Origin of the sequence: Pseudomonas sp. P5_152, from assembly GCF_033989915.1 — a bacterium.
Taxonomy (GTDB): domain Bacteria; phylum Pseudomonadota; class Gammaproteobacteria; order Pseudomonadales; family Pseudomonadaceae; genus Aquipseudomonas.
Genome location: NZ_JASFAH010000002.1, coordinates 2,395,278 through 2,413,246 on the forward strand (window position 1 = coordinate 2,395,278; position 17,969 = coordinate 2,413,246).

Genomic DNA, 17,969 nt, shown 5'->3' on the forward strand with positions numbered 1-17,969 from the left:
CGGTGCTCCTTTTTGACCAGGTGATGTGTGCAGAAGATCGCAGCCTTGAGCGATCGCTACAAGCGTAGATCGGCAAAACCCCATGAAGGTTTCACTGCCCAGGCGTTTGACCGCCTGTAACGCCGTCGAAACTTTCCGCCCTGGCCCACAGTCATCAACAAACAGGGGGCAGCCCGACGATCATCAGGCGGGATCACACATGGCGGCGTTTGACATCAGCGGCGAGCAGGCCGAGCAACCCGATGCAGCGAGTGCAAGCCGCACCGCGGTACGCCGTTTTACCGTGCTCACGGTCAATACCCACAAGGGCTTCGCCGCCCTCAATCGGCGCTTCATCCTGCCCGAACTGCGTGAAGCGGTGCGCAGTGTCGGCGCCGACGTGGTGTTCCTGCAGGAAGTGCACGGCGCCCATGAGCACCATCCCCGGCGCTACAGCAACTGGCCCAGCATGCCCCAGTACGAATTCCTCGCCGACAGCCTCTGGCCGCAATTCGCCTATGGGCGCAACGCGGTGTATCCGGCAGGCGACCACGGTAACGCGCTGCTGTCGAAATTCCAGATCATCCGTCACGACAACCTCGACGTCTCCATCAGCGGCCATGAAAGCCGTGGCGTGCTGCATTGCGTGTTACGCCTGCCCGGTGACGGCCAGCAGGTGCATGCCATGTGCGTGCACCTGGGCTTGCATCAGGCCCATCGCGATGAACAACTGCAACTGCTGATCAAGCGCCTGCAAGAGTTGCCAGCCGACGCCAGGGTGATAGTCGCCGGCGACTTCAATGACTGGCGCCAGCGCGCCGACGATCTGCTCAATCCGTTGGGCCTGCGCGAGGTGTTCCGCGAGCACCATGGCCAGCCGGCGCGCAGTTTCCCGGCCCGCCTGCCCCTCCTGCGCCTGGACCGCATCTACGTGCGCAACCTCAAGGCCCATCGCCCGCAGGTGCTGGCGGCGCGGCCCTGGTCGCACCTTTCCGATCACGTTCCGCTGTCGGTGGAGATTGAGCTATGAGCAGCGCCCCGCTGGAAAAAAACCTGCTCGAACCCCAGGCCTCCGCCGCCGAATCGGTCACAGCCAGACGCGCCCTCGTCGACCTCGACTATGGCTGGCACGGCAACAACTGCGTGGTCTTGCTGGAAAATGGCGAGGCCTACTTTCCCAAGGTGTTCGAGGCTCTGCGCCAGGCCAAGAGCGAAATTCTGCTGGAGACCTTCATTCTGTTCGAGGACAAGGTCGGCAGCGAGCTGCAGCAGATCCTGATCGAGGCGGCGCAGCGTGGCGTGCGTGTCACCGTCAGCCTCGATGGTTTTGGTTGCGGCGAACTGGCCAGCGAATTCCTCCTGGCGATGTGTGATGCCGGCGTGCACTTGCAGATGTTCGACCCGGCCCCACGGCGCCTGGGCATCCGTACCAACTGGTTCCGCCGCCTGCATCGCAAGATCGTGGTGGTGGACGGCAGCATCGCCTTTGTCGGCGGCATCAACTTCAGCGCCGATCACCTGGCCGACTTCGGCCCCCAGGCCAAGCAGGATTATGCGGTGCAAGTCGAAGGGCCGGCGGTGGTCGACATCCATCACTTCGCCCTGCTGCAAAGCGGCCGCCATGCCAGGGCGCGCTCTGGCTGGCTGCGGCGCAAGCACCGGCGCAGCGAGCTGGCGTTCAGCGATCACGATGGCCAGGTGCGCCTGGTCTACCGCGACAACCGCGACCACCCCCGGGACATCGAAGACGTGTACTTGCAGGTGCTGCGCAGCGCCCAACGCCGGGTGATCATCGCCAACGCCTACTTTTTCCCCGGCTACCGCCTGCTGCGCGAAATTCGCAACGCCGCCCGCCGAGGAGTCGAGGTGCGGCTGATCCTGCAGGGGCAACCGGACATGTTGGTGGCCAAGCTGGCGGCCCGCCTGACCTATGACTACCTGCAGCAATCGGGGGTGAAGATCTATGAGTACTGCGACCGCCCACTGCACGGCAAAGTCGCCCTGGTGGATGAGGACTGGAGCACGGTCGGCTCGAGCAACCTCGATCCCTTGAGTCTGTCGTTGAACCTGGAAGCCAACGTGCTGATTCGCGACCGGGCATTCAACCGCGAGCTGTGCGAGCGCCTCGACGAACTGAGCGACCATCACTGTAAGGTCATGCCGGCCAACCAGCGCCCCCGAGGATTGCTGTGGCGCATGACCATTGGCTTCCTGGTGTTCCACTGCCTGCGGCACTTCCCCGCCTGGGCCGGTTGGCTGCCGGCGCACAAACCGCGCCTGCAGCCTTTCACGCCAGCAACTCAGGTGCAGGATGACGCCCATGAATCGCGCTGAAAGCCAAGACGCCCCCGCAGTTGCCGAGCATGCGCCGTCCCGTTGGCGGCGCCTGAAAAAGCCGCTGACGGCGCTGTTTTTCCTGCTGCTGATAGTGTTGTTCACCCTGCTCGCCCACCGCATCGATTGGAGCGAAGTGTTCGACACCCTGCAGGACTTCAAGGTGCGGACCCTGATCATCGCCTCGACGATTACCGTGCTGAGTTTTCTCACCTATGCCTGCTTCGACCTGATCGGCCGCACCTACATCGGGCAAAACCTGACCTGGCGGCAAATCCTGCCGGTGGGGGTGATCAGCTACGCGTTCAACCTCAATCTGAGTGCCTGGGTCGGCGGTATCGCCATGCGTTATCGCCTGTATTCGCGGCTGGGGGTCAGCAAGGGCAACATCGCCAAGATCCTCGGCCTGAGCCTGGCCACCAACTGGTTTGGCTACATGCTGGTGGCCGGGGCGATCTTCAGCAGTGGCCTGGTGCACATGCCCCCGGGCTGGAAGCTCAGCAGCGCGGCCTTGCAGGGCGTGGGCCTGCTGTTGCTGCTGGTGAGCGCCGGCTACCTGGCGGCGTGCCGCTTTTCCAGCCGTCGTGAATGGTCGATTCGTGGGGTTGAGATCAACCTGCCGTCACTGCGCATGGCGATGCTGCAACTGGCCCTGGGAGCATTGAACTGGTCGCTGATGGCGGCGGTGATTTTTACTTTGCTGCCGAGCAAACTCGACTATCCGCTGGTGCTTGGGGTGCTGTTGATCAGTGCCATCGCCGGGGTAATCACTCACATTCCGGCCGGGCTTGGGGTACTGGAGGCGGTGTTTGTCGCCCTGCTGCAACACCAGGCCTCTCGCGGCAGCCTGGTCGCCGGATTGCTGGCCTATCGGGCGATCTACTTCCTGTTGCCGCTGTTGATCACCGTGGCCATGTACCTGGTGGTGGAAGCCAAGGCCAAGGCGCTGCGGATCGAGAAAAAACCCTCCTGAACGCCCACTTTCACTGTAGGAGCGAGCGCCCGCTTGCGGCCTGCTCGCGATGGTCGCCAACGATGAAGTGCCAAGCCTGATTCCCCGCGGTGTCCTTGCGGGCATCGCGAGCAGGCTCGCTCCCACCTCAAAAACGCCTGTCAGGTGGACTGGATGATGCTCAACCGCTCACCCACCACCATCTCGGTAATCCAGCCCACCAGGATCGAGGTGTAGGCCTGTTGCGCCACGGGCTCGCTGAGGGCGTGATCGGCGCCATCGATGATGCGGTGGGTCAGGGAGTGGGTCTGCTGGCACGCCGCGCGGTAACTCATGATGGTGGCATGGGGTACGTAATCATCGGTTTGCGACTCCACCAGCAACACATCGCCGGTGAATTGCGCGCAGGCATACAGGGCCCGATTGCTGTCGGCATGCACCAGGGTGCTGCGGTAATCGAGCAGATCCTGTTTGTCGAGGTCGCGCTTGGGGGTGTGCCATAGCTCGTCGCGGTACAGCGCCGGCACCCGCAATGCCAGCCAGCGCACCGGGCGCAAGGTGGTGAGGATCGCCGCGAGGTAGCCACCGTAACTGGTGCCCACTACCGCCACCGCTGAAGTATCGATGGCCGGGTGGGCGAGCAGGCGGTCATAAGCGGCCAAGAGGTCCTTGAGGTTATCTTCGCGGGTCACCCGGGTCAGTGGGATACCCGTACCGCCGGTGTGTCCACGCAAGTCGAAGGTCAGGCACACGCAGCCCAGGCCGGCAATGCCCTTGGCCCGCTCCAGGTCGCGCTCCTGGCTGCCGCCCCAGCCGTGCACAAACAACACCCCCGGGACCTTGGATTTGGGACTCAGGAAGGTCGCGCTCATGTGTTCGTCGTCGATCTCGATTTCAATGGTTTCGCTTCTAGCCGTCATAGGGTTTGACCGTCACATACTTGAGGAGAAAATCACTGTTTTCTGCCGGGCCGCGGTACACCTCGATGGCCCCGGCCGGCAAGGGCTGGTCATGGTAGGTTTCCACCGACGACACGCGAATCGCCGGCAAACCCGGTTGCTTGACGAAACTCTGCAACGCCGCCACTTCCGCACTGCTGGCCCCGCCCATGCGCCACGACTGCTCAAGCACGCCGCTGCAACGCTGCCCCCGGGCATCGAGGCCCTGGGCGATGTCGTAATTGCGCCGCGAGGCATAAAAGCCCGGGTAAGCCTCGTCCGCCGCGAGGTCGAACACCTGCGCCTGTTCAATGGCCAGGCGCACGTCGTCGGCCAAAGGCAACTTGAGCAGGTCGGCGTAATAGCCTTGGACCACCAGCAAGTCCGAACCGCCATAGACTTTTTCGCCTAGACCGTCTTCGGTCAGGTATTGCTCGCCGCAGTAACTGAGTACGGTGTCAGCAATGAAACTCTGGCCGACGCTGTGGGTGATGACCTTCTTGAGGTCCTGCTCCAGCACCACGCCACTGGCGAACAAGTCGGCAGCGTCGGCACGGCCGAGGACCTGCCGGAACGCTGCGAGGTTGCTGATCACTTCCTGGCCGCGTCCGGCACACGCGTGTATCGGTTTCAGGCGCAGCGGGCCACGCTCGAGCAGTTGCTCGGCCGCTGGCAGGGCGTCCTCGAGGGAAAACACACTGATGCCCTCCAGCACTACCTGGCGCACTCGCTCCGCAAACAAGGGGGCCCAGCCTTCGGGCGCCTTGGCCTGCCTGTTCAATAGACCATGGGTGATGGCTTTGGTGCAGATGAACGAGTGGTCGACGTAGCCGCCCCACAGATCGTCCGGCCCTTTGACTCGCAACTGACGGGCCGCCCCACCGCCGACCAGGGTCTGGGTCGGCAGCAGGTACAGGTCGCGCCCGGCATGGGTGTCCGCGTCGTAACTGCCGCCATATGGCCAGCCGAGAATCTGCGCCAGCCACTGCGCCAGCGCCCGGTTGGTCTCGACCTCGTGCTGCGGCGCCTGGGGCCGCACGGAATGGGCCACCACCAGTTTGTTGCGATTAGTCGGGGTCATGCGTCCCCCTGCCATCTGTGCTTGATGAATGTAGCTCAGGCCGGTGCAGGGATCAGGCCAACCCTGGTTATTGGCGGATGCGCGGTCGATTCGCGTGCCGTGGGGGCACGGCTGGCAACTGGCTTGTCTTATTCTGCACGACCAGCGCCAACGCTCCGGCATTTTGCACGATCGATCCACGCTGTTACCGCGCCAGTAACGCCGTCGGCGACACCCCGAATTTGCTGCGGTAATCGCTGGGTGCCAGCCCGGTGATTTTCCTGAAGGTCGCGCGAAACGCGCTGGGGTCCGTGTAGCCGACGGTCCAGGCGATATGGTCGATGGTGCCGTTGGTGAACTCGAGCATTTCCCGAGCCTTGCCCACCCGCAGGTGCTGGCAGTACTCAGTGGGTTTCAAGCCGGTAGACGTGCGGAAACGACGCAAAAAAGTCCGCTCCTCCAGGCCCGCCTGCTGGGCCATCACGCTCAACGAGACTTCCACCGCGCCGTTGGCTTGCAGCCAGTGCTGGACCTTGAGGATCGCCGCGTCGCCATGGCTGAGGATCGGCGCGAAGTTGCTGCCGCACTGGCTCGCGCTGTCACTGTGTTCGACCACCAGGAACCGCGCAGTGCCGGTGGCAATGCTCGGCCCGAGCAAACGGTCTACCAGGCGCAGGCCCAGTTCGGACCAGGCCATCAGGCCGGCGGTGGTGATCAAATCGCCGTCATCGACGATGGGGGTGTCGGCGTTGAGCTTGACCTGGGGATAACGCTCGGCGAACTGCTTGGCCGAGGTCCAGTGAGTGGTAGCGCTACGGCCATCGAGCAGACCGCTTTCAGCCAGCAGAATCGACCCCACACAGACCCCACCCAAGGTTGCCCCGCTCGCGTGCTGCTGGCGCAACCAACCGATCAGCGGCGCTGACGCCTGCCCTTCGCAAAAACCGCCGATCGACGGCGGAATCAGCAGCGCCACCAAGCCCGCATCGGGGCCAGGATGACTGTCGTAGACACGCTGCGGAGCGTGTCCGGGCTCTGCCTGCCAGTGGCTGACCCGCAACCACGGCAACTGCGCGCTCTGGTGCTCGGCGGCAATGCGATTGGCGACGCCAAACAGATCGGTCAAGCCGTGTACTGCTGCCATCTGCGCACCGGGATAGATCAGCACGCCCAACTCGGCGACTGCGCGTTCTACACCCATTGTCAGTTTTCCCCCTTCTATTGTCGGTGCGGCCAATCCTCGTAGCGTCCGTGCGCGGCAATACTGGCGCCCACACCCACTCCAGAGGAAACACCCATGGCCAAGCAAGCACTCATCGTAGTCGATATCCAGAATGACTACTTCCCCCAGGGTAAATGGCCGTTGGTCGGCGCCGATGCCGCTGCCGACAACGCGGTAAAACTGCTCCAGGCGTTCCGCGAAGCCGGCCACCCGGTGGTGCACATCCGCCACGAGTTCACTTCCAGTGACGCCCCGTTCTTCACCCCCGGCTCCGATGGCGCCAAGTTGCACCCCAAGGTGCTGAATCGCAGCGACGAGCCGGTGGTGCTCAAGCACTTCGTCAACTCGTTCCGCGAAACCGAACTACAGTCAATCCTCGACCAGCAAGGCATCGAGAGCCTGGTCGTGGTCGGCAGCATGAGCCACATGTGCATCGACGGCATCACGCGCGCTGCGGCGGACCTTGGCTACAACGTCACGGTGATCCACGACGCCTGCGCGTCCCGCGACCTGGAATTCAACGGCCAGGTGGTACCCGCCGCCCAGGTGCACGCCGCCTTCATGTCGGCCCTGGGTTTTGCCTACGCCAGCGTGGTGTCCACCGCAGAGTTCCTGGCGGCACAGCCCTAAGCCTCATTCCCTGAGCATTCATTGGAGACGATCGACATGGCTACTCTCACGACTCGCGAAGGCAACACCCTGTACTACAAAGACTGGGGCAGTGGGCAACCGGTAGTTTTCAGCCATGGCTGGCCGCTCTCCAGTGACAGCTGGGAATCACAGATGCTGCACTTTGCCGACAATGGCTTTCGCGCCATCGCCCACGATCGACGTGGGCACGGACGCTCCAGCCAGCCGTGGGACGGCAATGACATGGATCACTACGCCGACGACCTCGCCGAACTGATCGAACAGCTGGACCTGAACAACGTGATTCTCTTTGGCTTCTCCACCGGCGGCGGTGAAGTCGCCCGCTATATCGGCCGGCACGGCACTCAACGACTGGCCAAGGCCGGGCTGATTTCAGCGGTGCCGCCGCTGATGCTGAAAACCGAGACCAACCCCAAGGGCCTGCCAATCGAAGTCTTCGACGGCATCCGTGCCGGCTCCATCGCCGATCGCTCGCAACTCTACAAGGACGTTGCCGGCGGCCCATTCTTCGGCTTCAACCGCCCCGGCGCCACACCGTCCCAGGGGCTGATCGACGCATTCTGGATGCAAGGCATGATGGGCGGCCATAAAAACACCCTCGACAGCATCAAGGCCTTCTCGGAAACCGACTTTCGCCAGGACCTGAAGAAATTCGACATCCCTACCCTGATCATCCATGGCGACGACGACCAGATCGTGCCGATCCAGGCCGCGGGGCTTGAGAGCAAACGCTTGATCGAACACGCCGAACTGATCGTCTACCCAGGGGCTCCCCATGGGCTGACGGATACGCATAAAGCGCAGGTGAATGCGGATATGTTGCGATTTGCCCAGCGTTAAGCGGCAAGCGAAAGCAAAAAACCCGCGTTTCGTGGACCGAAACGCGGGTTCTTTCAGCTTGCAGCTTGTGGCTTGAAGCTTGTTGCTGCGTTAAAACGGAATATCGTCATCAAAGCTGTCGAAGTCTGCAGCCGGCTGCGGTGCGGCCTGTTGCTGTGGCGCTGGACGCGATTCACGCTGTGGCTGTTGCGACGGAGCCGGACGCGGTGCCTGCTGGCGTGGAGCGGCTTGCTGATAGTTGTTACCGCCGCCGCCCTGGCCTTGCTGGTCGCCCTGTGGACGGCCGCCCAGCAGTTGCATGGTGCCTTGCATGTCGACCACGATTTCGGTGGTGTAACGCTTGATGCCGTCTTTTTCCCACTCGCGGGTCTGCAGCTTGCCTTCGATGTAGACCTGCGAACCTTTACGCAGGTATTCGCCGGCGATCTCTGCAACCTTGCCGAACATCGATACACGGTGCCATTCGGTCTTTTCGACTTTCTGGCCAGTTTGCTTGTCGGTCCATTGTTCGCTGGTCGCCAGACTCAGGTTGGTCACGGCGTTACCGTTAGGCAAGTAGCGAACTTCGGGATCCTGGCCGCAAGTGCCGACCAATATGACTTTGTTAACCCCACGGGCCATAACGTTCTCCTAGGCTTCGCACGCTGTCGGCGCCGGGTTGTTGACCAGGCGCTCGAGGGTGGTGCGATCCAATAGTTCGGTGTCCAATTTGATGTAAATGGCGGCTTCATCAGCCACCACGATGGCATCGGTTACCCCAACGACGGCCAGCAGGCGCTCAACCAGACCGGCTTCGCGGATCGCTTCGGGCGATAACGGCAAGCGCAGGCTCGTCACATAGGGAGGTTCGCGCATGGTAACAGCAAAGGCCAACCAGAGGGCAGCCAGACCTGCGCATCCGAGGAACACAACCGACAGACCGCCATGCTGGTACATCCAGCCACCCATGATGCCGCCCAGTGCCGAGCCGAGGAACTGGCTGGTGGAGTAGACCCCCATGGCCGTGCCCTTGCCGCCTGCCGGTGAAACCTTGCTGATCAACGACGGCAAGGAGGCTTCCAGCAGATTGAACGCGGTGAAGAACACCACCGTACCAATCACCAGGGCCCGCAAGCTGTCGCCGAACTGCCAGAAGAATAGCTCAGTGAGCATCAGCGTCGCGACGGCACCGAGTAAAACTCGTTTCATTTTGCGTTTCTTCTCGCCGTAGATGATGAACGGAATCATGGCGAAGAACGAAATCAGCAGCGCGGTCAGGTACACCCACCAATGCTGTTCCTTGGGCAGCCCGGCTTTTTCCACCAGCGCCAGCGGCAAGGCGACGAAACTCGACATCAACATCGCGTGCAACACAAAAATCCCCAGGTCCAGGCGCAGCAAGTCCGGGTGCTTGAGGGTCGGCAACAAGGCCTGGCGGGCGACCCCGGACTCACGGTGCTGCAAGGGGCCCGTGGAACGCGGCACCATGAACATCACGATGACGATCCCCAGCAATGCCATGCCGCCGGTCGCCAGGAACAGCCCGGACAGGCCGAAGGCACGGGTCAGCAGTGGCCCGACCACCATGGCCACGGCGAACGACAGGCCGATGGTCATGCCGATCATGGCCATGGCCTTGGTGCGGTGCTGTTCGCGGGTCAGGTCGGACAACAAGGCCATGACCGCTGCGGAAATCGCCCCGGCGCCCTGCAGGATGCGTCCGGCGATCACGCCCCAGATCGAATCGGCGTTGGCCGCCAGCACGCTGCCCAGGGCAAAGACGATCAAGCCCAGGTAAATCACCGGGCGCCGCCCGATGCGATCGGAAATGATCCCGAAGGGAATCTGGAACACCGCCTGGGTCAGGCCGTAGGCGCCAATCGCCAGGCCGATCAGGGCCGGGGTCGCGCCTGCCAGGTCCATGCCGTAGGTCGCCAGTACCGGCAACACCATGAACATGCCAAGCATACGGAACGCGAACACCAGGGCCAGACCGCTCGCTGCGCGGGTCTCGCTACCACTCATGCGTTCGCTGTGGGGATCGTGCATGGAATTACCTCATGTGAACCGGCGGCGATTCTATCAGTCCCATCGGTTGACGGGGTATAGGGCGACGCTTTGCCGCGCACGGATGACAGAGTCTTCATGTAAGGCACCATCGTGCACATTTGATAGTGTGCATCCATCCAGTATTTGGCCTTATACTCCTACGTTTACGCCCGCCGAGCGAGGCCACCTTGGACAAGATCCTGATTCGTGGGGCTCGAACCCACAACCTGAAGAATATCGACCTGACCCTGCCACGGGACAAACTGATCGTCATCACCGGCTTGTCCGGGTCCGGCAAGTCGTCCCTGGCCTTTGACACCTTGTATGCCGAGGGTCAGCGGCGTTATGTCGAGTCGCTGTCGGCCTACGCCCGGCAGTTCCTGTCGATGATGGAAAAGCCCGACGTCGACACGATTGAAGGCCTGTCACCGGCCATCTCCATCGAGCAGAAGTCGACCTCCCACAACCCGCGCTCGACGGTCGGCACCATTACCGAAATCTACGACTACCTGCGCCTGCTTTACGCTCGCGTAGGTATTCCGCGCTGCCCGGATCACGACATCCCCCTGGAAGCCCAGACCGTCAGCCAGATGGTCGACCTGGTGCTGGCCCAGCCTGAGGGCAGCAAGCTGATGCTGCTGGCCCCGGTGATCCGTGAGCGCAAGGGCGAACACCTGTCGGTCTTCGAAGAACTGCGGGCCCAGGGTTTCGTCCGTGCCCGGGTCAACGGCAAGCTGTGCGAGCTGGATGAGCTGCCGAAGCTGGATAAACAGAAGAAGCACTCGATCGATGTGGTGGTCGACCGCTTCAAGGTTCGCGAGGACCTGCAGCAGCGCCTGGCCGAGTCGTTCGAGACCGCCCTGAAGCTGGCCGATGGCATCGCGCTGGTCGCACCGATGGACGATGAGCCGGGTCAGGAGATGATTTTCTCCGCGCGTTTTGCCTGCCCGATCTGCGGCCACGCCATCAGTGAACTGGAACCCAAGCTGTTCTCCTTCAACAACCCAGCGGGCGCTTGCCCGACCTGCGACGGCCTGGGGGTCAAACAGTTCTTCGACATCAAGCGCCTGGTCAACGGCGAACTGACCCTGGCCGAGGGCGCGATTCGCGGCTGGGACCGGCGCAACGTCTATTACTTCCAGATGCTCGGCTCCCTGGCCGCCCATTATGGGTTCAGCCTGGAAGTGCCGTTCAACCAGCTGCCAGCCGACCAGCAGAAAGTCATCCTGCATGGCAGCGGCAGCCAGAACGTCGATTTCAAATACCTCAACGACCGGGGCGACATCGTCAAGCGTTCGCACCCGTTCGAAGGCATCGTGCCGAACCTCGATCGCCGCTACCGCGAAACCGAGTCTGCTTCGGTGCGCGAAGAGCTGGCCAAGTTCCTCAGCACCCAGCCCTGCCCGGATTGCCGCGGCACCCGCCTGCGCCGTGAAGCGCGGCACGTGTGGGTCGGCGAGAAAACCCTGCCGGCGGTGACCAACCTGCCGATCGGCGATGCGTGCGACTACTTCGGCACCCTGAAACTGACGGGGCGGCGCGGCGAAATCGCCGACAAGATTCTCAAGGAAATCCGCGAACGCCTGCAGTTCCTGGTCAACGTCGGCCTCGACTACCTGTCCCTGGACCGCAGTGCCGACACTCTGTCCGGCGGTGAGGCGCAGCGCATTCGCCTGGCCAGCCAGATCGGCGCCGGCCTGGTGGGCGTGCTGTACATCCTCGACGAGCCCTCCATTGGCCTGCACCAGCGGGACAACGACCGACTGCTGGGCACCCTCAAGCATTTGCGCGACATCGGCAACACGGTGATCGTGGTCGAGCACGACGAGGACGCCATTCGCCTCGCCGACTACGTGGTAGACATCGGCCCCGGCGCTGGCGTGCATGGCGGGCATATCGTCGCCGAAGGCACACCGGCCGAAGTCATGGCCCACCCGGACTCGCTGACCGGCAAATACCTGTCGGGCCGGGTGAAGATCGCCGTGCCCGCCAAACGCACGCCGCGCAACAAGAAGCTGGCACTGCACCTCAAAGGTGCCCGCGGCAACAACTTGCGCAATGTCGACCTGGAAATCCCCCTGGGCCTGCTGACCTGTGTGACCGGCGTGTCCGGCTCGGGCAAGTCGACACTGATCAACAACACCCTGTTCCCCCTGAGCGCCACCGCGCTCAATGGTGCGACGACCCTGGAAGCCGCAGCCCACGACAGCATCAAGGGCCTTGAGCTGTTGGACAAGGTGGTCGACATCGACCAGAGCCCGATCGGTCGTACGCCGCGCTCCAACCCGGCGACCTACACCGGGCTGTTCACGCCGATTCGTGAGCTGTTCGCAGGCGTCCCGGAGTCGCGCTCACGGGGCTATGGCCCGGGTCGTTTCTCGTTCAACGTCAAGGGTGGACGCTGTGAGGCCTGCCAGGGCGACGGCCTGATCAAGGTCGAGATGCACTTCCTGCCGGATATCTATGTCCCGTGCGACGTGTGCAAGAGCAAGCGCTACAACCGCGAGACCCTGGAGATCAAGTACAAGGGCAAGAGCATCCACGAAACCCTGGAAATGACCATCGAGGAAGCCCGGGTGTTCTTCGACGCGGTACCGGCCCTGGCGCGCAAGCTGCAGACGCTGATGGATGTCGGCCTGTCGTACATCAAGCTCGGGCAATCGGCGACCACCCTGTCGGGCGGTGAAGCACAGCGGGTCAAGTTGTCCCGCGAGTTGTCCAAGCGCGACACCGGCAAGACCCTGTATATCCTCGATGAGCCGACCACCGGCCTGCACTTCGCGGACATCCAGCAATTGCTCGACGTGTTGCACCGCCTGCGCGACCACGGCAACACCGTAGTGGTGATCGAGCACAACCTGGACGTGATCAAGACCGCCGATTGGCTGGTGGACCTGGGGCCGGAAGGCGGCTCCAAGGGCGGCCAGATCATCGCCGTGGGTACGCCTGAGGAAGTGGCCGAGATGAAGCAGTCGCACACTGGCTTCTACCTCAAGCCACTGCTGGAACGCGACCGGGCCTGACACCGTCACATGAAAAAGCCCCTGTCACGTTATCGGTGACAGGGGCTTTTTTGTGTCTTGCGTCTGTAGGAGCGAAGCGTGCTCGCGATGGCGATTTCAAGGACGCCATCGCCGGCAAACCGTGCGCCTACAAAGCAGAATCAGAACTGCGATTGCAGGTAGTTTTCCAGACCGATCAACTTGATCAGGCCCAACTGCTTTTCCAGCCAGTAGGTGTGATCTTCTTCGGTATCGGCCAACTGGATACGCAGCATGTCACGACTGATGTAGTCCTTGTGCTGCTCACACAGCTCAATGCCTTTGCACAGTGCGGCACGCACCTTGTATTCCAGGCGCAGGTCGGCGGCGAGCATGTCCGGCACGGTAGTGCCGACGTCGAGGTCGTCCGGGCGCATGCGCGGCGTACCTTCCAGCATCAGGATCCGGCGCATCAGCGCATCGGCGTGCCCGGCTTCTTCTTCCATCTCGTGATTGATGCGCTCATAGAGCTCGGTAAAGCCCCAGTCCTCATACATCCGCGAATGGATGAAATATTGATCACGCGCTGCCAGTTCGCCCGTGAGCAACGTGTTGAGGTAATCGATTACGTCCGGGTGACCTTGCATCGCCCTACATCTCCCTGCTTGAAAGTCTGTAGTTTGAACCAAGGCGTCCGTTTGGTCACTCGATTCGCGAGATAAAAGCGAAGATATTCTGAGAAAAGTGGTTTAAATAACGCAAAAACCGCCCAATTGAGGGCGGTTCTGCTTCTCGTTTAGACTTCGTTAAGCTGTACACCCAACGCCGTTGCGATTGCTTCTCCGTACGCCGGATCGGCCTTGAAGAAGTGCTGCAGTTGACGGTCGACCACATCACCGGAAACCCCGGCCATGGCGCCAGCAATGTTGCTGACCAACAGGGCTTTCTGTTCAGCGCTCATCAAGCGAAACAGCGCACCGGCATGGCTGTAGTAGTCGGTATCTTCGCGATGATCGTAACGATCAGCCGCTCCACTCAACGCCAGTGGCGGCTCAGCGAAGTGCGGGGCCTGCTTTGGCGACTCCACGTAGCTGTTCGGCTCGTAGTTGGGCGCCGCGCCGCCATTGCTGCCAAATGCCATGGAACCATCGCGCTGATAGCTGTTGACCGGGCTGCGTGGTGCGTTCACCGGCAGTTGCTGGTGATTGGTGCCCACACGGTAGCGGTGCGCATCGGCGTAGGCGAACACCCGGCCTTGCAGCATGCGGTCCGGCGACAGGCCGACACCCGGAACCATGTTGCTCGGGCCAAACGCAGCCTGCTCGACTTCGGCGAAGTAGTTCAGCGGGTTACGGTTGAGTTCCAACTCGCCGACTTCAATCAACGGAAACTCTTTCTGCGACCAGGTCTTGGTCACGTCGAACGGGTTCTCGTAATGCGCCGCTGCCTGGGCTTCGCTCATGATCTGGATGCACACGCGCCATTTCGGGAAATCACCGCGCTCGATGGCGCCGAACAGGTCGCGCTGGGCGTAGTCCGGGTCAGTCCCGGCCAGACGCGCAGCTTCGGCCGGCGCCAGGTTCTTGATGCCCTGCAGGGTCTTGTAGTGCCATTTCACCCAATGCCGCTCACCGCTGGCACTGATCAGGCTGTAGGTATGGCTACCAAAGCCGTGCATGTGACGGTAGCCATCAGGAATCCCACGGTCGGAGAACAGGATAGTCACCTGGTGCAGCGCCTCAGGGGAGTGCGACCAGAAGTCCCACATCATCTGCGCGCTTTTCAGATTGCTTTGCGGCAGACGTTTTTGGGTGTGGATGAAATCCGGAAACTTCAGCGGATCACGAATGAAGAACACCGGCGTGTTGTTACCAACGATGTCCCAGTTGCCTTCTTCGGTGTAGAACTTCAAAGCGAAACCACGAGGATCGCGTTCGGTGTCCGCCGAGCCGCGCTCACCGCCGACAGTGGAGAACCGCAGGAAGGTCGGGGTTTGCTTGCCGACGGCGGCAAACAGCTTGGCGCTGGTGTACTGGGTGATATCGCGGGTGACGGTGAAGGTACCGTAAGCACCCGAGCCCTTGGCATGCACGCGGCGCTCAGGGATATTTTCGCGGTTGAAGTGGGCGAGCTTCTCGATCAGGTGAAAATCGTCGAGCAGCAGCGGGCCGCGTGGACCGGCGGAACGGGAATTCTGGTTATCTGCGACGGGAGCGCCACTGGCGGTAGTCAGCGTTTTATTCTGGCTCATGCACAATCTTCCTCTTCAGTCTTGGAAACTGCCGGCTAATCGGCTGAGAAGGAGTATTGACCAGGAACATGACACCATCAAATTCATTAATTGATCAGCATCAATAGAAATTAACTAATTGAAAGCTGCTCCAGATACACGCGAATAACGCCGCCCGTCGGCGGTACTTTTTCAGCGCCCACAAAAAACCGGGCACTAGGCCCGGTTCTTCGTTACAGCTTGTCGTCTTACTCGGCGCTTACAGCTTCGCCGGCAGTAGCACGATCAACCAACTCGACGTACGCCATAGGCGCGTTGTCGCCAGTGCGGAAGCCGCACTTGAGGATGCGCAGGTAGCCACCCTCACGGGTAGCGTAACGCTTGCCCAGGTCGTTGAAGAGCTTACCAACGATAGCTTTCGAACGAGTACGGTCGAAAACCAAACGGCGGTTAGCCAGGCTGTCTGTCTTGGCCAAAGTGATCAGCGGCTCAGCAACGCGACGCAGTTCTTTGGCTTTTGGCAGTGTAGTTTTGATCAGCTCGTGCTCGAACAGCGACACCGCCATGTTTTGAAACATGGCCTTGCGGTGCGAGCTGGTGCGGCTCAGGTGACGACCACTTTTACGATGACGCATGGTTCATTCCTTACCAAACACAACGTTCGGTGATTACGACGATCAGGCAGTCGCCTTGTCGTCCTTCTTAAGACTTGCAGGCGGCCAGTTGTCGAGGCGCATGCCGAGGGACAGACCGCGGGAGGCCAGAACGTCCTTGATTTCAGTCAAGGATTTCTTGCCCAGGTTCGGAGTCTTCAACAGCTCTACTTCGGTACGCTGAATCAGGTCACCGATGTAGTAGATGTTTTCCGCCTTAAGGCAGTTAGCCGAACGTACAGTCAGTTCCAGATCGTCAACCGGGCGAAGCAGGATCGGATCGATCTCGTCTTCTTGCTCGATTACCACTGGCTCGCTGTCGCCTTTGAGGTCCACGAACGCAGCCAACTGCTGTTGCAGGATGGTTGCAGCGCGACGGATAGCCTCTTCAGGGTCCAGAGTACCGTTGGTTTCCAGATCAATAACCAGCTTGTCCAGGTTAGTACGCTGCTCGACACGGGCGTTTTCCACCACGTATGCGATACGGCGAACCGGGCTGAACGAAGAGTCAAGCTGCAAGCGACCAATGCTGCGGCTTTCGTCTTCATCGCTCTGACGCGAGTCGGCCGGTTCATAACCACGACCACGAGCTACTACTAGCTTCATGTTCAGGGCGCCGTTAGACGCCAGGTTAGCGATTACGTGATCGGGATTAACGATCTCGACATCATGATCCAGCTGAATATCGGCAGCGGTAACCACCCCCGAACCCTTCTTCGACAAGGTCAGCGTAACTTCGTCACGGCCGTGCAGCTTGATAGCCAGACCTTTAAGGTTCAACAGGATTTCAATTACGTCTTCCTGTACACCTTCGATGGCGCTGTACTCGTGGAGCACACCGTCAATCTCGGCCTCGACTACTGCACAGCCGGGCATTGAGGACAACAGGATGCGGCGCAGCGCGTTGCCCAGGGTGTGGCCAAAACCACGCTCGAGAGGCTCGAGAGTGATCTTGGCGCGGGTTGGACTGACAACCTGCACATCAATATGGCGGGGTGTCAGGAACTCATTTACCGAAATCTGCATGGATGCACCTATTTTCTAGCCCTTACTTGGAGTAGAGCTCGACAATCAGGCTTTCGTTGATGTCGGCGGACAGATCACTGCGAGCTGGAACGTTCTTGAAAACGCCCGACTTCTTCTCAGTGTCTACTTCTACCCATTCTACGCGGCCACGTTGGGCACACAGATCGAGAGCTTGGACAATGCGAAGTTGGTTCTTTGCTTTCTCGCGAATCGCGACCACGTCACCAGCACGAACCTGGTACGACGGCACGTTTACGGTCTGACCGTTAACGCTTACGGATTTGTGCGATACCAGCTGACGGGATTCGGCACGAGTCGAACCAAAGCCCATACGGTATACAACGTTGTCCAGACGGCATTCGAGCAGTTGCAGCAGGTTTTCACCGGTTGCACCTTTCTTGCCAGCAGCTTCTTTGTAGTAGCCGCTGAACTGACGCTCGAGAACGCCGTAGATACGACGGACCTTCTGCTTTTCACGCAGTTGGGTGCCGTAGTCGGACTGGCGACCGCGGCGTTGGCCGTGGATACCAGGTGCTGCTTCAATGTTGCACTTCGATTCGATCGCGCGCACGCCGCTCTTCAGGAAGAGATCGGTGCCTTCGCGACGAGCGAGTTTGCATTTTGGACCAATGTAACGAGCCATTCTTTACAATCTCCTGGATTACACGCGGCGCTTCTTCGGCGGACGGCACCCGTTGTGCGGGATTGGCGTCACGTCGGTGATGCTGGCGATCTTATAGCCACAGCCGTTCAAAGCACGGACAGCGGACTCACGACCTGGACCTGGACCCTTGACGTTAACGTCGAGGTTTTTCAGGCCATATTCCAGCGCAGCTTGACCAGCACGTTCAGCAGCTACTTGAGCAGCGAACGGGGTGGACTTGCGGGAACCGCGGAAACCCGAACCACCGGAGGTAGCCCAAGAAAGCGCGTTACCTTGACGGTCGGTGATGGTCACGATTGTGTTGTTAAAAGATGCATGGATGTGGGCGATGCCATCAACCACTGTCTTTTTAACTTTTTTACGAGGACGAGCAGCAGGTTTTGCCATGATAATTTTCCTGTCGATTCGCTG

The 17,969-nt window shown here is 61.0% G+C and carries 17 protein-coding genes; 6 read left to right on the forward strand and 11 right to left on the reverse strand.

The window, feature by feature from the left end; genetic code table 11:
* Positions 1-199 precede the first annotated feature (199 nt).
* From QMK50_RS10915 to QMK50_RS10925, 3 genes are read left to right on the forward strand one after another with little or no spacing between them, the layout of a single operon-like run.
* The gene (locus QMK50_RS10915; RefSeq protein ID WP_159998175.1) at positions 200-1,009 is read left to right on the forward strand and encodes an endonuclease/exonuclease/phosphatase family protein; all 810 of its coding nucleotides are present in this window, start codon (positions 200-202) and stop codon (positions 1,007-1,009) included.
* Positions 1,006-2,313, forward strand: a complete 1,308-nt coding sequence (clsB, locus tag QMK50_RS10920) for a cardiolipin synthase ClsB (protein WP_320333115.1) — start codon at positions 1,006-1,008, stop codon at positions 2,311-2,313. The genes QMK50_RS10915 and clsB overlap by 4 nt, the downstream gene beginning before the upstream one ends.
* On the forward strand, positions 2,300-3,286 hold the full coding sequence (locus tag QMK50_RS10925; RefSeq protein ID WP_320333116.1) for a lysylphosphatidylglycerol synthase domain-containing protein: 987 nt from the start codon (positions 2,300-2,302) through the stop codon (positions 3,284-3,286). The genes clsB and QMK50_RS10925 overlap by 14 nt, the downstream gene beginning before the upstream one ends.
* Before the next feature lie 140 nt (positions 3,287-3,426).
* Here the strand turns inward: QMK50_RS10925 and QMK50_RS10930 are convergent, their stop codons facing one another.
* From QMK50_RS10930 to QMK50_RS10940, 3 genes are all read right to left on the reverse strand, one after another.
* Positions 3,427-4,185: an alpha/beta hydrolase family protein gene (locus QMK50_RS10930; RefSeq protein ID WP_320333117.1), complete on the reverse strand. Its 759-nt coding sequence runs from the start codon at positions 4,183-4,185 to the stop codon at positions 3,427-3,429.
* Positions 4,175-5,284, reverse strand: coding sequence for a DUF3182 family protein (locus QMK50_RS10935; protein ID WP_320333118.1), 1,110 nt, complete (start codon positions 5,282-5,284; stop codon positions 4,175-4,177). Before QMK50_RS10935 ends, QMK50_RS10930 begins: the two co-directional genes overlap by 11 nt.
* A 184-nt stretch (positions 5,285-5,468) precedes the next feature.
* Positions 5,469-6,464 (reverse strand): GlxA family transcriptional regulator, encoded by a 996-nt coding sequence (locus tag QMK50_RS10940; protein ID WP_320333119.1) that lies wholly within the window; start codon positions 6,462-6,464, stop codon positions 5,469-5,471.
* A gap of 96 nt (positions 6,465-6,560) precedes the next feature.
* On the opposite strand from QMK50_RS10940, the gene QMK50_RS10945 reads away from it, so the two are divergent.
* A complete protein-coding gene (locus tag QMK50_RS10945; protein WP_159998183.1) occupies positions 6,561-7,115 on the forward strand; it encodes a cysteine hydrolase family protein in 555 nt (184 codons plus the stop codon).
* A gap of 36 nt (positions 7,116-7,151) precedes the next feature.
* Positions 7,152-7,976 carry an alpha/beta fold hydrolase gene (locus QMK50_RS10950; protein WP_095166178.1) on the forward strand — a complete coding sequence of 275 codons (825 nt, stop codon included), beginning with the start codon at positions 7,152-7,154 and terminating at the stop codon, positions 7,974-7,976.
* A gap of 90 nt (positions 7,977-8,066) precedes the next feature.
* On the opposite strand, the gene QMK50_RS10955 is transcribed toward QMK50_RS10950, so the two are convergent.
* A complete protein-coding gene (locus tag QMK50_RS10955; protein ID WP_095166176.1) occupies positions 8,067-8,597 on the reverse strand; it encodes a single-stranded DNA-binding protein in 531 nt (176 codons plus the stop codon).
* A 9-nt stretch (positions 8,598-8,606) separates the two neighbouring features.
* Entirely contained in the window at positions 8,607-10,004 is a 1,398-nt protein-coding gene (locus QMK50_RS10960; RefSeq protein ID WP_095166174.1) for an MFS transporter, read from the reverse strand.
* 188 nt (positions 10,005-10,192) lie between these two features.
* Between QMK50_RS10960 and uvrA the strand changes: the two genes are divergently transcribed.
* Entirely contained in the window at positions 10,193-13,027 is a 2,835-nt protein-coding gene (gene uvrA, locus QMK50_RS10965) for an excinuclease ABC subunit UvrA (RefSeq protein ID WP_320333120.1), read from the forward strand.
* Between the two features lie 140 nt (positions 13,028-13,167).
* Here uvrA and bfr read toward each other — a convergent pair whose 3' ends face one another.
* The 6 genes from bfr to rpsK all read right to left on the reverse strand — a co-directional run bounded on the left by bfr (position 13,168) and on the right by rpsK (position 17,945).
* Positions 13,168-13,632, reverse strand: coding sequence for a bacterioferritin (gene bfr, locus QMK50_RS10970; RefSeq protein ID WP_095166171.1), 465 nt, complete (start codon positions 13,630-13,632; stop codon positions 13,168-13,170).
* Positions 13,633-13,781: 149 nt separating this feature from the next.
* The gene (locus QMK50_RS10975; RefSeq protein WP_320333121.1) at positions 13,782-15,236 is read right to left on the reverse strand and encodes a catalase; all 1,455 of its coding nucleotides are present in this window, start codon (positions 15,234-15,236) and stop codon (positions 13,782-13,784) included.
* Between the two features lie 227 nt (positions 15,237-15,463).
* Positions 15,464-15,850 (reverse strand): 50S ribosomal protein L17, encoded by a 387-nt coding sequence (gene rplQ, locus QMK50_RS10980; protein ID WP_017135967.1) that lies wholly within the window; start codon positions 15,848-15,850, stop codon positions 15,464-15,466.
* A gap of 42 nt (positions 15,851-15,892) precedes the next feature.
* Complete coding sequence (locus QMK50_RS10985; RefSeq protein WP_007924176.1) at positions 15,893-16,894, reverse strand: DNA-directed RNA polymerase subunit alpha; 1,002 nt, start codon at positions 16,892-16,894, stop codon at positions 15,893-15,895.
* 22 nt (positions 16,895-16,916) lie between these two features.
* Entirely contained in the window at positions 16,917-17,537 is a 621-nt protein-coding gene (gene rpsD, locus QMK50_RS10990) for a 30S ribosomal protein S4 (RefSeq protein ID WP_003210056.1), read from the reverse strand.
* Positions 17,538-17,555: 18 nt separating this feature from the next.
* Positions 17,556-17,945 (reverse strand): 30S ribosomal protein S11, encoded by a 390-nt coding sequence (rpsK, locus tag QMK50_RS10995; RefSeq protein ID WP_002555466.1) that lies wholly within the window; start codon positions 17,943-17,945, stop codon positions 17,556-17,558.
* Positions 17,946-17,969 lie beyond the last annotated feature (24 nt).